This window comes from Enterococcus sp. DIV0210g (genome assembly GCF_050559705.1).
In the GTDB taxonomy this organism is placed as follows: domain Bacteria; phylum Bacillota; class Bacilli; order Lactobacillales; family Enterococcaceae; genus Enterococcus_B; species Enterococcus_B faecalis_A.
Genome location: NZ_CP187903.1, coordinates 575,212 through 589,447 on the forward strand (window position 1 = coordinate 575,212; position 14,236 = coordinate 589,447).

At 40.2% G+C, this 14,236-nt stretch carries 12 protein-coding genes; 11 read left to right on the top strand and 1 reads right to left on the bottom strand.

From position 1 onward, the window contains the following. Positions 1-20 precede the first annotated feature (20 nt). The 9 genes from IGI64_RS02855 (at position 21) to IGI64_RS02895 (ending at position 11,658) form a co-directional block, all read left to right on the top strand. A complete protein-coding gene (locus IGI64_RS02855) occupies positions 21-662 on the top strand; it encodes an amino acid ABC transporter permease (protein ID WP_429939424.1) in 642 nt (213 codons plus the stop codon). Between the two features lie 12 nt (positions 663-674). Further along, positions 675-1,316, top strand: coding sequence for an amino acid ABC transporter ATP-binding protein (locus IGI64_RS02860; RefSeq protein WP_016625811.1), 642 nt, complete (start codon positions 675-677; stop codon positions 1,314-1,316). Between the two features lie 6 nt (positions 1,317-1,322). Beyond that, positions 1,323-2,153: an amino acid ABC transporter substrate-binding protein gene (locus IGI64_RS02865; protein ID WP_016625810.1), complete on the top strand. Its 831-nt coding sequence runs from the start codon at positions 1,323-1,325 to the stop codon at positions 2,151-2,153. A 207-nt stretch (positions 2,154-2,360) separates the two neighbouring features. Continuing rightward, entirely contained in the window at positions 2,361-3,797 is a 1,437-nt protein-coding gene (locus tag IGI64_RS02870) for a glycoside hydrolase family 1 protein (RefSeq protein ID WP_429939425.1), read from the top strand. Between the two features lie 203 nt (positions 3,798-4,000). Then, positions 4,001-6,439, top strand: a complete 2,439-nt coding sequence (locus IGI64_RS02875; RefSeq protein ID WP_429939426.1) for a DNA translocase FtsK — start codon at positions 4,001-4,003, stop codon at positions 6,437-6,439. 189 nt (positions 6,440-6,628) lie between these two features. Then, on the top strand, positions 6,629-7,444 hold the full coding sequence (locus tag IGI64_RS02880; protein WP_429939427.1) for a Bax inhibitor-1 family protein: 816 nt from the start codon (positions 6,629-6,631) through the stop codon (positions 7,442-7,444). Positions 7,445-7,550: 106 nt separating this feature from the next. Then, positions 7,551-8,618 (top strand): 23S rRNA (adenine(2503)-C(2))-methyltransferase RlmN, encoded by a 1,068-nt coding sequence (gene rlmN / locus IGI64_RS02885; RefSeq protein ID WP_016625805.1) that lies wholly within the window; start codon positions 7,551-7,553, stop codon positions 8,616-8,618. Positions 8,619-9,118: 500 nt separating this feature from the next. Further along, positions 9,119-9,667 carry an aminoglycoside N-acetyltransferase AAC(6')-Ii gene (gene aac(6'), locus IGI64_RS02890; RefSeq protein WP_429939428.1) on the top strand — a complete coding sequence of 183 codons (549 nt, stop codon included), beginning with the start codon at positions 9,119-9,121 and terminating at the stop codon, positions 9,665-9,667. 323 nt (positions 9,668-9,990) lie between these two features. Further along, positions 9,991-11,658 carry a peptide ABC transporter substrate-binding protein gene (locus IGI64_RS02895; RefSeq protein ID WP_016625803.1) on the top strand — a complete coding sequence of 556 codons (1,668 nt, stop codon included), beginning with the start codon at positions 9,991-9,993 and terminating at the stop codon, positions 11,656-11,658. Positions 11,659-11,832: 174 nt separating this feature from the next. On the opposite strand, the gene IGI64_RS02900 is transcribed toward IGI64_RS02895, so the two are convergent. Further along, the gene (locus IGI64_RS02900; protein WP_016625802.1) at positions 11,833-12,168 is read right to left on the bottom strand and encodes a DUF3899 domain-containing protein; all 336 of its coding nucleotides are present in this window, start codon (positions 12,166-12,168) and stop codon (positions 11,833-11,835) included. A gap of 83 nt (positions 12,169-12,251) precedes the next feature. Here IGI64_RS02900 and opp3b point away from each other — a divergent pair, with 83 nt between their 5' ends. Together opp3b and opp3C are read left to right on the top strand one after the other, a co-directional pair. After that, positions 12,252-13,193, top strand: coding sequence for an oligopeptide ABC transporter permease (opp3b, locus tag IGI64_RS02905; RefSeq protein WP_034860865.1), 942 nt, complete (start codon positions 12,252-12,254; stop codon positions 13,191-13,193). Next, entirely contained in the window at positions 13,193-14,236 is a 1,044-nt protein-coding gene (gene opp3C / locus IGI64_RS02910) for an oligopeptide ABC transporter permease (RefSeq protein WP_016625800.1), read from the top strand. Before opp3b ends, opp3C begins: the two co-directional genes overlap by 1 nt.

Consider the following 14,236-nt stretch of genomic DNA (forward strand, 5'->3'; position numbering starts at 1 on the left):
ATTAAAAGGAGGAGAAAAAAATGAATTATTTACTTGATGTTATGCCCCAATTATTGACAGGTGCTTTAACGACACTGAAATTATTTGTCTTGACTTTAGCCGGCTCATTGCCGCTAGGGATCTTGCTTGCTTTGGCTTTGTCTGTGCGGTTTCGTCCAGTACGTTATATTTTTCAAACGTATATCTGGATCATGCGCGGGACGCCATTATTGCTGCAGCTGATTTTTGTATTTTATGGTTTACCGACGATCGGAATCGTTTTTGACCGTTTTGAGGCGGCTTTGCTAGCTTTCGTTTTAAATTACGCTGCTTACTTTGCGGAGATTTTCCGTGGCGGTATCCAATCGATCCCCCAAGGCCAATACGAAGCAGCGCAAGTATTGCAGTTGAATCCTTTCCAAACAGTGACTAAGATCATCATTCCTCAAGTCTTTAAGATCGTTCTACCATCTGTTGGTAATGAAGTTATCAATTTGGTAAAAGATTCTTCATTGATTTACATCTTAGGTTTAGGCGATGTGATGCGTGCAGGGAAAATCGCGATGGAACGTGATGCGACATTGCTTCCTTTGCTTGGCGTGGCAATGATTTACTTATTACTGACAGGAATATTGACACTTATCATGAAGCAAGTAGAAACAAAATTAGATTACTATCGTTAGGAGGAAAAAAGCATGATCGAATTGAAAAAAGTAAACAAATCATTTGGTGAAAAAAAGGTAATCAATCAGTTGGATTTGGTAATTCCTGACGGCCAGACATTAGCAATCGTTGGACCATCTGGCGGCGGGAAAACAACACTTCTGCGTATTTTAGCTGGGCTGGAAGAAGCGGACAGCGGTGAATTTTATTTAGACGGCCAAGCATTTGATCCATTTGGTTTAAAAAACCACGAACAAGTCGTAGGCGTCGTTTTTCAAGATTTTCAACTTTTTCCTCACTTAACGATTTTTGATAATATTACCTTGGCACCAAAAACCGTTTTAAAACAAGAAAAATCTGTTTATACAAAAAAAGCACAAGAATTAGCTGAATCGCTTGGTATTAGTGATCTGCTGAAAAATTATCCGTACCAGCTGTCTGGCGGACAGAAACAACGGGTAGCGATTGCCAGAGCATTAGCAATGAATCCGCGTGTCCTGGCTTACGATGAACCAACAAGCGCGCTTGACCCTGAACTAAGACAGCAAGTTGAAAACTTGATCGTTACATTAAAAGAAGATGGTGTGACTCAAATCATCGTGACCCATGATCTGGTCTTTGCAGAAAATGTCGCAGATCAACTGCTGAAAGTAACGCCTAATCAGAAAGGATAGAAGAACATGAAAAAAACAAGCTTATTTTTAGCATTAGTTTTTGGTCTCTTTCTTTTTTCCAGCTGTGCGAAAAAAACACCAGAGGGCGATACATGGGCCTCTATCCAAGAAGAAAAAGAAATCACGATTGGTTTGGATGATACCTTCGTACCTATGGGATTTCGCGATAAAGACGGCAAAATAACTGGGTTTGACATCGATCTTGCGCGAGCAGTTTTTGCCCAATATGATATCAAAGTGAATTTTCAGCCCATCGACTGGTCAATGAAAGAATTCGAATTGACAAACGGCACAATCGATTTGATTTGGAACGGCTATACCAAAACACCAGCGCGAGCAGAAAAAGTCCAATTTACAAAACCGTATATGGAAAATGACCAGATTCTAGTAACACCAAAATCTTCAAATATCACTAGCTTTGCCCAAATGAAAGGGAAGATCTTAGGTGCGCAAAATGGTTCTTCTGGTTTTGAAGCATTCAACAAACAGCCAGAAGTCTTGAAAAATATCATAAAAAACCAAGAAGCAGTTTTATATGACAGTTTCAATGAAGCATTGATCGATTTGAAAAGCGGACGGATCGACGGCTTGCTGATGGACAAGGTTTACGCGAATTACTACTTGAAACAAAGAGGAGAACTAGATCAATTCAATACGATCACCGGCGCGTACGAAAGTGAAGACTTTGCTGTCGGTGTCCGTAAAGAAGATGATACACTCGTTGAAAAAATCAATGACGGCATTGCCCATTTGGAAGAAACAGGAGAATTTCTGAAAATTTCCGAAAAATGGTTTGGTGATGATGTGACACCCCATGACACAGCAAAAGAGAATTGATTATCCAAAAAAGCTTGATCGAGAGAAAGCAAAAATGCTTTTTCTCGATTTTTTTCATGAATCAAAAAGGGTTATTTTCAAGCAATTATTTTCATGTCGATAGTTCTAAGTTATTTTATTTTGGGAAATTTTTCAAAATTCACTTTGTTTTGTAAGGGGTTTCGTGTTACTCTAGAAAAGAGAAAGATATTGGAAAGGAAGTTATTTATGGAACATCAAAAACTTAGTAATTTTCCTAAAGATTTTCTTTGGGGCTCTGCTTCTGCAGCATATCAAGTAGAAGGGGCATGGCAAGAAGACGGCAAAGGCGAATCTGTCTGGGATCGTTTCGTACGGATTCCCGGCAAAACTTTTAAAGGAACAAACGGCGATTTAGCGGTGGATCATTATCATCGTTTTAAAGAAGATATAGCATTGATGAAAGAACAAGGATTGAAAGCATACCGTTTCTCTGTAGCTTGGACACGGATTTTTCCTGAAGGCCGCGGTACAGTGAATCAAGCGGGCTTGGATTTTTACCACAATCTGATCGATGAACTTTTGAGAAATGACATCGAACCAATGCTGACACTTTACCATTGGGACTTGCCGCAAGCTTTGCAAGATGAATACAACGGCTGGGAGTCAAGAGAAATCATCGAAGACTTCACCAATTATGCCGCAACATTATTCGAAGCATTCCGCGGAAAAGTAAATTATTGGATCAGCTTGAATGAACAAAACATCTTTACTTCTTTAGGCTATTTATTGGCAGCGCATCCACCTGGTGTGACAGATCCAAAAAGAATGTATGCCGTGAATCACATCGCAAACCTTGCGAACGCTTCCGTGATCAATAAATTCCACGACATGGATATGCCAGGAAAAATCGGGCCAAGTTTTGCGTATACACCAAACTACCCGATCGACAGCGATCCGAAGAATGTGTTGGCAGCAGAAAATGCGGAAGACTTGATGGCAAATTATTGGATGGACGTCTATCTATGGGGCAAATATCCAATTGCTGCAATGAAGTTTCTTGAAGAAAAAGGCTGGGCACCAGAGATCCAAGAAGGTGATCAAGAACTTTTAGAATCAGCTAAACCTGACTTCTTAGGGATCAACTATTATCAAACAGCAACCAATGCCTTCAATCCATTAGACGGCGTCGGCGCTGGGAAAATGAATACGACCGGCAAAAAAGGTTCTTCAGAAGAAACTGGTGTACCGGGAATGTACAAAAAAGTCGAAAATCCATTTGTCGAACGCACGAACTGGGATTGGGAAATCGATCCAGAAGGTCTGCGCATCGGTCTGAGAAGAATCACAAGCCGTTACCGTATCCCTGTTTTGATTACTGAAAATGGATTAGGCGAATATGACAAATTGACACCAGACAAACAAATCCATGACGATTACCGAATCGCTTATTTGGAGAGCCATGTACGAGCAATCAAAGAAGCAATATCTGATGGCGCAGAAGTTCTTGGCTACTGCACTTGGTCTTACACTGACTTGTTAAGCTGGCTGAACGGCTATCAAAAACGTTACGGTTTCGTTTATGTCGACCAAGATGAAACACAAGAAGGTTCATTAGAACGCTACAAAAAAGACAGCTACTACTGGTATCAGTCTGTCATTAAAGAAAACGGAAACAATATCTAATCAAACGAATTTGCATGAAGTCAAGTGTTCTTTGGCTTTATGCAAATTTTTTTGTCAAAAAAAGTTTTCGGATCACAAGGAAAGATTTCTTAAGAAAAAATTAGTTTCTTCAGCAGCGGCAAAAGAGATCTTCTTTTAAACAAAACTTTTGTTCGCTTGCTTTTTTTTGTATAATGGAAGTTGATGAAATGAGGGATATGAAAATGGCAAAGAAAAAACGTCCTGCGAAAAAAAAGCGGAAGACGAAAAAACAACAGCAGCAGCAAGAACAAACGCTGATGATCATATTAGGCTTTGCAGTGATTCTTTTAGCTGTCTTCGGCTTTTTGAGACTCGGGTTTTTGGGGACTTTGATCGCGAACGGTTTTCGGATCGTTGCGGGAAATACATTTCCGTTTCTCTGTCTTTTATTAGCAGCTTTTGGGTTTTGGATCGTCGTCAAAAACAGAGACTTTTCGATCACGAAACCGCGACGCTGGATTGGAGGCGCTCTTCTTTACTTAGGTATCCTGCTATTATTCCATGCACATCTATTTGGCAAGCTGCATACAGGAGAGCCCAATATTCTTGGAACTACGTGGGATCTGCTAAGCAGTGATATCCGGCAAAGCCAAGTCAGCCGAAATGTAGGCGGCGGGATGCTGGGCGCCATGTTGTACAACTTCACGTACTTTTTGATTGCTCAGCCGGGCAGTTATTTAGCAGCAATCTTACTAATGGGTGCAGGTGCTTTTCTATTCAGTAATCTGGAAGGCTACCAGCTGTTGGAATCCATTCAGCATTTTGGCGAAAACGTGCAAGAATGGTTAGCTGGCGATCCAGAAGAACAAGCGAAAAAACAAGCAGCAAAAGAAGCACGGAAGCAGCAGCGGGAAGAAGAACGAAATGCTAAGCGCCAAGCAGCAAAAGAAGCCGCAGAAGCAGAATTGGCAGAAATCGAAAAAAATCGGGTACGCAAAAAAACGCCTGGTGAAGAATTAGCAGAAACACAACAAGAAGAGTTATCGGAAACAGAACCAGAACAATTAAGTTTTGTGCCAATCAACAGTTTCCAAGAAAATGCACAACCTGTAATGGAAAAACCATTACAGCCGCAAGCGCAAAACACTTCCTTTGAAAAGGAAGAAACACCAGAAGAAGATGGCGGATTGCTTGAATTTGAGATCACTGGAGAGACAGAAAACCAAGATTACGAATTGCCGCCAACAGACCTGCTTGATTCTCTGCCTTCAACAGATCAAAGTGATGAGTATAAGAAAATCGAGAAGAATATTGGCGTGCTGGAACAAACTTTCCAAAGTTTCGGCGTTGATGCTAAAGTCGTTAAAGCAAGTTTAGGGCCTTCTGTAACCAAATTTGAAGTCCAGCCTGCTGTAGGGGTCAAAGTCAGCAAAATCGTTAGTCTGACAGATGATATCGCATTGGCTTTAGCAGCAAAAGATGTTCGGATGGAAGCACCGATTCCTGGGAAATCTTTGATCGGGATCGAAGTGCCAAACAGCAAAATCAGTATGGTTTCTTTCAGAGAAATCATCGAAGCACAGCCAAATCATCCAGATAAACTGTTAGAAGTTCCTTTAGGTCGTGATATCTCAGGAAAAGTCCAAACAGCCGATTTGACGAAAATGCCCCACTTGCTGATTGCTGGTTCAACAGGGAGCGGGAAATCAGTGGCAATCAACGGGATCATCACAAGCATCTTGATGCGCGCAAAACCGCATGAAGTGAAACTGATGATGATCGATCCGAAAATGGTGGAATTGAATGTTTATAATGGTATCCCGCATTTATTGACACCTGTTGTTACTAACCCAAGAAAAGCGGCACAAGCGTTGCAGAAAGTCGTTCAAGAAATGGAAGAACGTTATGAAAAGTTTGCAGCAACTGGGGTAAGAAACATTTCAGGGTTCAATGAATTTATCCAACAAAGAAATCTGGAAGAAGGAGCGAAACATCCAACCTTGCCATTTATCGTCGTGATTGTTGATGAGTTGGCAGATTTGATGATGGTCGCAAGTAATGAAGTGGAAGATGCAATCATTCGTCTGGCTCAAATGGCGCGGGCTGCAGGAATCCATATGATTTTGGCTACACAACGACCAAGTGTAGATGTTATTACTGGGATTATTAAAGCGAACGTGCCTTCACGGATGGCGTTTGCGGTTTCCAGCGGGACAGATTCACGGACGATCATTGATTCAAATGGTGCGGAAAAACTGCTTGGACGAGGAGATATGCTCTTCTTGCCGATGGGTGAAAACAAACCAATACGTGTCCAAGGCGCCTTTATCTCTGACCATGAAGTCGAACGGATCGTAAGCTTTGTAACGGATCAGCAAGAAGCTCATTATGAAGAAAAAATGATGCCGACAGATGAAGTGGAAACACCGGCTTCTTCTGAAAATCCGCAAGATGAATTATATGAAGAAGCAAAAGCGTTAGTCGTGGAGATGCAAACGGCAAGTATCTCATTGCTGCAGCGCAGGTTCAGGATCGGTTATAATCGCGCTGCCCGTTTAGTAGATGAATTAGAAGAACGAGGAGTTGTCGGACCGTCAGAAGGCAGCAAGCCGCGGAAAGTATTTGTCGAGCAAATGGAAGAGCCGGCAGAGCCGATGATGGAAGAAGATCAGACACTTTAATACTCTGACATGGAAATAACAGACAGTACCAAGGCTGGACAATTCAATTGTCCAGCCTTTTTTGCGGGAAATTCGCGCGCTCTTTCTATCGAAAAAATAATCGGATTATTAGGATCATTTTATTTAAGTCGGGTATCCTAACAAAAAATAGCCTAAATCTGGCAGCAAAAGAAAAAGAACTGCGATTTTTTGCCAGTTATAGGAAAATTATCTAAAGAAATGGGTGTTGAAATGGCTTTTAGTCAGCAAAGAAACTCTAGACAAATCGATCGTTTAAGCGGCAGGATCAATTCGGCTGCCAAAATCCGCTATGGTTATCTGACGATGATTGCTGCGGTCCTCTCGTTTGGATTATGTTTGTTAGCAACAGATTACCTGGTCCATACAAATTCGCTTTATGTTCAATGGTTGTTTACTTTTACCGCTGCCCTGCATGGGTTTATTCGAACATGTCTGCTGGTCTTTTTAGGGATAGTCCCAATGTGGTGTTGTCGATCGACAGCGTATACCAAACCGATAATATCGCTCTTTTTTTTCCTTTTATCTTTAGTTGTTCTGGGTTTTCCTATGGGCCTCATCTTCCTTTATTTTCCTAATCAAATGATCGTGCCCGCCATTCTGGAAACAATAGGAGTTACTTTTTTATTTTGTTCGATCGGTTTACTTACGAAAAAAGATTTGACCAATTGGGGCGGTTTTCTAAGCTTGGCTCTGGCAAGTCTTGCTATGGACAGCGTGCTTAACCTGCAGTTTTTTCATTTATCTTGGTTCGCTTACTCTATCTCATTTGGCACCACGGTATTGTTTTTAGCTTATTTGATTTACGATGCAAATCAAGCGATGCAGAATTATGATGAAGCTAAACGATTAGGCGGTATTTATTTTATCGCCATCTTGCTCGCTAGCTCCTTGGAAATCTTGTTAGACATGATTTATTTATTCTGGAATAACCTCGTACCAGGAGACGATAATGATGCCGACAGCGGCTTTGACAGTTTTTGGTAAATAGTATAGGAAAGAAAGCTTTTATTTTCCGTTTGTGATCTATTGCATAAGCTGGCATAATAAGTTATAGTATGTAGCGAAATTTGAGAAAAAGAGGGAAACGAACGTGGAAAAACAATCCATCTACGGCTTGAGAAAAGAAGAGCTGACTAACTGGCTTTTAGAAAATGGCGAAAAGAAGTTCAGAGCTGCACAAATCTGGGAATGGCTTTACCAAAAAAGAGTCGCAGAATTTTCAGAAATGACGAACTTATCAAAACATCTAACTGACAAATTATCTGAACATTTTATCATCAATCCATTGAATCAAGTAATCGTCCAAGAAGCTTCTGACGGTACAGTAAAATATTTATTTGAACTTCCTGACAAAAATATGATCGAAACAGTTTTGATGCGTCAAGAATATGGCTTATCTGTTTGCGTAACTACGCAAGTTGGCTGTAATATCGGCTGTACATTTTGTGCTAGCGGATTGTTGAAAAAAAATCGTGATTTGACAGCGGGAGAAATTACTGCCCAAATCATGATGGTCCAACGTTATTTTGACGAAAGAGAACTAGGAGAACGCGTTTCTCACGTCGTTGTGATGGGAATCGGCGAACCTTTTGACAACTATGATAATGTGATGGACTTCCTTCATATCATCAATGATGCAAAGGGATTAGCAATCGGTGCACGTCATATCACTGTTTCAACAAGCGGGTTAGCAAATAAAATCAAAGAATTTGCGGACAATGGACTTCAAGTAAACTTGGCGATTTCTTTGCATGCGTCAAATAACGATGTGCGGACATCGATCATGCGGATCAACCGCAGTTTCCCGATTGAAAAATTGATGGAAGCAATCGATGAATATTTAGAGAAAACAAACCGCAGAATCACTTTTGAATATATCATGTTAAGTCATGTAAACGACCGTCCAGAACATGCCCAAGAATTGGCAGAGTTGTTAAAAGACAAGAAAAAATTGGCCTATGTGAACTTGATTCCTTATAATCCAGTCAGCGAACACGACCAATATTCACGCAGCTCGAAAAAAGATGTTTTGCGTTTCTATGATGTATTGAAGAAAAACGGCGTCAACTGTGTTATCCGAAAAGAACATGGAACAGACATCGATGCAGCATGCGGGCAATTAAGAAGTAAGCAAATGAAGAAAGAAAAAGCGGTATAAAAGAGGTTGTGAGCAAAGCGCTATGACTTGAGTATTAAAGAAGAAATCTGTAAAACAGCTTTTCATGTTTTGCGGATTTTTGAGTTAATACCGAAAGTCAGCTTTGCGAACACCGTTTACCAGAGGTTGTTTTCTCAGTGCTCTGATCTGAGCATTAAGACTCTTTTCTGCTGGAAAATAGCTTTTCATATTTTTCAGCAGAAAAGCTTAATGCCGAGGATCAACTGAGAAAACACCGTTTATTAGAGGTTGTGAAAGTGATGTTCTGCTTCAAGAATTAAGAAGGAGAAATTAGAAATAGCTCTTCCTATTTTTAATTTCTCAGACTTAATTCCGTAGAAGCAATCACTTGAACGCCGTTTGCTAAAGATCGTAAGCAAACCGCACTTCCAAAAGAGGCTGTTTTAAACAGTCTCTTTTCTTTTTTTCAGGATCGGCAAGTCAGAAGTTTCGCTTTTTTTACGAGAGTTGTTAAAATAGGAAAAGAATGGGGGGATTCGATGATTATCACAGAATTTGATCGCGAGGATCGAAGTTTAAAATCTCAATTAGCTGATCTTTTGCGGCTAACTTGGCCAGAAGAATATGGGGAGACAGCTGTTCAAGAAGCAGACCAGCTGATGGAAGCTGACAGAATCGCAGTCGCAGCGATAGAGGGAGACGAATTAGTCGGCTTTGCTGGAGCGATTCCTCAATATCAGCAAACAGGTTGGGAATTACACCCATTAGTAGTAGAAAGTGCTAAGAGGAAGAATCAAATAGGCACTCGGCTGCTTCATTATGTAGAAAGAGAAGTCGTATCCAGAGGCGGAATCACGCTTTATTTAGGTACAGACGATCTGGAACATGAAACGTCTTTAAGTTCTGGGGATCTATTCGAAGAGACATTCAAAAAAATACAAGAAATTGAAAATTTGAAAAAACATCCTTATGAATTTTACAAGAAACTTGGATATACCATCGTCGGTGTCATCCCTGACGCAAATGGCTGGGACCGACCTGACATCTGGATGGCAAAACGCTTGGTCGAACGACCACATAACACTTAAGCAAACAAAAAAAGTAATTTTAAAAATGAGCCTAGATAGTTTGCTGAAAACTGTAAAACAAGCAAAATGAACAATAAAAAGAGAAGAATAGCAAAAACAGCCGATAAAAAACGGCTGTTTTTTTATTTGTGATTTTTTATGAAAAAACACTTATATAACAAGGGTTTTCATAAGAAAATCATTAATGCAGATAACGGAAAAATCATTTTTGGGTAAAAAAGAATAAAAAAACTATTGCTTTTTTTAGAAATATTTATTAAACTCTTAAACAACTTCAGAAAAAAACTAATTATTCTGAAAATTCAATAAAAGGGGTACACAAAATGAAAAAGAGTTTAACGTTTGGTATTGTCGCAGTATGCGGACTTGTACTTTCAGGCTGTTACGGCGGCGGCAGTGCAGATTCAGATAGCAATTCATCAGGAAGCAGTTCTTCTGGTGACAGCAATGGGGTTTTCAATCTCGTCGTACCTCAAGAAATGCCGACAGCCGATTTATCAGTAGCAACAGACACAATCAGTTTTACAGCATTAAATAATGTTTATGAAGGAATCTACCGTTTAGATGAAGACAGCAAACCTCAACCAGCAGGAGCGACTGAGATGGCTGAAGTCAGCGATGACGGTTTAACGTACAAAATCAAATTAAGAGACGATGCTAAATGGTCAAACGGCGATCCTGTAACAGCAGCAGATTATGTTTATGGATGGCAAAGAACCGTGACACCAGCTACAGCTTCTGAATATGCGTACTTATTTGAACCAGTAGAAAACGCAGCAGATATCACAGCCGGTAAAAAAGATCCATCTGAACTAGGGATCAAAGCAGTTGGCGAACATGAATTAGAAATCAAATTGGCAAAACCAACGCCATATTTCCAATACTTATTAGCATTCCCTTCATTCTTCCCGCAAAATCAAAAAGTGGTAGAAGAAAATGGCGACGCTTATGCATCAGCAAGTGACAAAGCTGTTTATAACGGACCATTTACTTTAGCAGGATTTGACGGACCAGGAACAGATACAGAATGGTCATACAAGAAAAATGACAATTATTGGGACAAAGATTCTGTGAAACTGTCAGAAATCAAAGTCAGCGTTGTAAAAGAATCTTCAACAGCATTGAACTTGTTTAAAGACGGCCAAGCAGATGATGTTATCCTATCTGGTGAATTAGCACAACAAAATGCAAATGATCCAGCATACACTTCATTTAAAGAAGCAAGTACAAGTTACCTTGAATTGAATCAGCGTGATGCAGATTCTCCATTCAATAACGTTAACTTGAGAAAAGCAATCTCTTACGCAATCAACCGCGAATCAATCGTGAAACAAGTATTAGGTGATGGTTCTGTTGTTTCAACAAGTTTAGTACCAGCTGATATGTCTTCAAACCCAGAATCAGATGAAGACTTTGCAAAAGAAGCAGGCGAACTAGTTGCTTTCGATAAGAAGAAAGCCGGAGAATACTGGGATAAAGCAAAAGAAGAATTGGGAATCGATTCATTAGAATTTGAATTGATGGCATCTGATACAGATTCTTCTAAGAAAGTTATTGAATACATCCAAAATGTTATTCAAGAAAACTTGCCAGGTGTGACAGTTAAACCAACACCAGTTCCATTCTCTGTTCGTTTAGATCGTTCATCATCAGGTGATTTTGATGCCGTACTTGGCGGATGGTCAGCTGACTACGCAGATCCAAGCAGCTTCACAGACTTGTTTGTAACTGGGAATTCTTACAACCGTGGACAATGGAGCAATGACGAATACGATGCAGCAGTGAAATCAGCAGCAACAACAAATGCTGGCGATCCAGATGCACGTTGGAAAGATTTGCAAGAAGCAAATAAAATCATTGCAGACGACATGGGCGTTATCCCAATCTACCAAAAAGCAGAAGGACATTTAGTAAATCCAAATGTCAAAGGCATCGTACACCACGCAGCCGGCGCATCATGGGATTACAAATGGACATATATCGAAGAATAATCGCAGAAGTTGAAGTTTGAAAGAGAAATGAAGTTAAGGTAAAGAGACAACTTTCGAATAAGTTTTGACAAATTATTGAGCGATAAGCCGGAATTTCCGAAAATTGTTTCACTGATTTTTGAGAAATTCCGGCTTTTTTTATTATAAAAGCCAAAATGTTTTTCTTGTCTTGCTTTAAAAGATAAGCAGCAGTACAGCAATCACCAGCAAAACACCTGCGATGATCAGCCAAAAAGAATAAATGCCGTAACCAACAGAAGATAAGGGCATGAAATCCGGTTTTTTCTTCCGGTTTCTTGTACGAGCAAGGAAAACCGATCGTTGAAAATGATCAAAGAAACCAGAGGAAAAAACCCATAAAAAACCGCCAATGATCAGAAACGGCAATGCCAGTAAAAAGAGATCATTGGAAAGATTTGTCAGGGTAAGGGTTCCAGAAAAGTTGTTTTTTAAAACCACGATCAGGACCAAAACCAAACTGACCAGATAGGGAATATATTTTTTCTTCATTTTTGTATTTACGCTCCTTTTTCTTATTAGTTAATAATGTAGCGAAACATTCGCCAGAAGTCAAAAGCTAGGAGGAAACACCAGTGAACAGTTATCTGAAATATTTTTTTAAACGCGTCTTTTTCATGTTGATCACATTATGGCTGATTGCCACGATCACTTTTTTCTTAATGCAATTTTTACCAGGTACACCTTATACCAATCAAGAACGGTTAAGTCCTGAAACAATTGAAATGTTGAACAAGCAAGTAGGGTTAGATAAACCAGTGATCGTACAATACGGTATCTATCTTTCAAATCTAGTACAGGGCGATTTTGGGATCTCCTTCCAATTCAAGAATCAGCCTGTTGCAAATCTGCTAGCTGGAAGAATCGGACCTTCTCTGCAGCTGGGATTGCAGGCCATTTTATTTGGTACCTTCATGGGTGTTATTTTAGGTTCGATTTCTGCAATGAAACAAAACACTTGGGCAGATACGGCTTCAACATTAGTAGCAATCCTTGGCCGTTCAATTCCGAACTTTGTATTTGCGGTCTTGCTTCAATACGTTTTTGCTATCAAGTTAGGTCTTTTGCCAATTGCTAAATGGGAAGGATTTGCCTTTACGATTTTACCGACGATTGCATTGGCGATGTCGCCTTTAGCCGATTCAGCCCGTTTTATACGGACAGAGATGGTAGAAGTCCTGCATAGTGATTATGTCGAGTTAGCACGAGCAAAAGGACTGAGCCGCTGGGAAATCACATTTAAGCATGGTCTTCGAAACAGTTTAATCCCATTGATGACATTATTAGGACCTTTAGCTGTTGCTTTGATGACAGGTTCATTAGTTGTTGAAAATATTTTTGCGATTCCGGGTATCGGCGAACAATTCGTTAAATCAATTACGACCAATGACTATCCAACAATCATGGCTGTAACGATCTTGTATTCATTCATGTTGATTTTCGTGATTTTGATCGTTGACTTGCTGTATGGATTAGTTGACCCAAGAATCCGTGTTTCTGAAGGGAGCCGAAGCTAATGGAAATCATACCAAAACGTTATAATACAGTGAAAGACATCCCAGCAGATGAATTCTTGCCACTGCAAAAAAATACCGAAGCAGAACGTGAACAGATTACTGCTCCTTCATTGAATTTCATCCAAGATTCATGGCGCAGACTGAAAAAGAACAAAGCTGCGGTTGCATCGATGGTATTGTTAGGAATCATTATCTTTACATCAATCATCACGATTTTTGTTTCACCACATGATCCAACAACCCAAAACATCGATTACAGCAATCTGCCGCCAAGAATCCCTGGATTAAATATTGACGGTTTGAACGGAAAAGCGATGGTCGGCGGCGAATTAGTCGACAAATATGCCCAGGCAAATGTACCTGCGGATGTCAATTATTTCTTAGGAACAGATGGTTTAGGACGTGATGTATTGAGCCGTTTGTTCATGGGAACAAGAATCTCATTATTGATTGCCTTTATTGCCGCGTTGCTGGATGTAACGATCGGTGTTGCTTACGGCTTGATCTCCGGTTTGTTAGGCGGACGTGTCGATAACGTCATGCAGCGTTTCTTAGAGATTTTATCTGGTATCCCAAACTTGGTAGTAATGATCTTGATGCTGGTTGTTTTTGAACCAGGTATTTTCTCGATCGTCGCTGCGATGGCTATTACGAACTGGATCCCAATGGCGCGTATCGTCAGGGCGCAGACATTGAAATTAAAAGACCAGGAATATGTTTTAGCTGGTATGACTTTAGGCGAATCAAAATTAAAGATCGCTTTTAAACACATTTTGCCGAATATCTCTAGTGTCATCATTATCCAAATGATGTTTAGTATCCCATCAGCGATATTCTTTGAAGCATTCTTGAGCTTCATCGGTTTGGGATTAACACCGCCATCTGCTTCTCTAGGTACGATGCTGAGTGACGGTTACAAAACATTCTTGTACTTGCCATACTTGCTATGGATTCCTGCAGCAACATTGTCAGTGATCATGATTGGTTTCAATCTATTGGCAGATGGCTTGCGCGATGCCTTTGACCCTAAAATGAAAGAGTGA

Bases quoted from the DNA above. Each gene is read 5' to 3' on its own strand.
- opp3C (WP_016625800.1), top strand. From the start codon at position 13,193: ATGGAAATCATACCAAAACGTTATAATACAGTGAAAGACATCCCAGCA.
- IGI64_RS02855 (WP_429939424.1), top strand. From the start codon at position 21: ATGAATTATTTACTTGATGTTATGCCCCAATTATTGACAGGTGCTTTA.
- IGI64_RS02865 (WP_016625810.1), top strand. From the start codon at position 1,323: ATGAAAAAAACAAGCTTATTTTTAGCATTAGTTTTTGGTCTCTTTCTT.
- IGI64_RS02860 (WP_016625811.1), top strand. From the start codon at position 675: ATGATCGAATTGAAAAAAGTAAACAAATCATTTGGTGAAAAAAAGGTA.
- IGI64_RS02875 (WP_429939426.1), top strand. From the start codon at position 4,001: ATGGCAAAGAAAAAACGTCCTGCGAAAAAAAAGCGGAAGACGAAAAAA.
- IGI64_RS02895 (WP_016625803.1), top strand. From the start codon at position 9,991: ATGAAAAAGAGTTTAACGTTTGGTATTGTCGCAGTATGCGGACTTGTA.
- IGI64_RS02870 (WP_429939425.1), top strand. From the start codon at position 2,361: ATGGAACATCAAAAACTTAGTAATTTTCCTAAAGATTTTCTTTGGGGC.
- IGI64_RS02900 (WP_016625802.1), bottom strand. From the start codon at position 12,168: ATGAAGAAAAAATATATTCCCTATCTGGTCAGTTTGGTTTTGGTCCTG.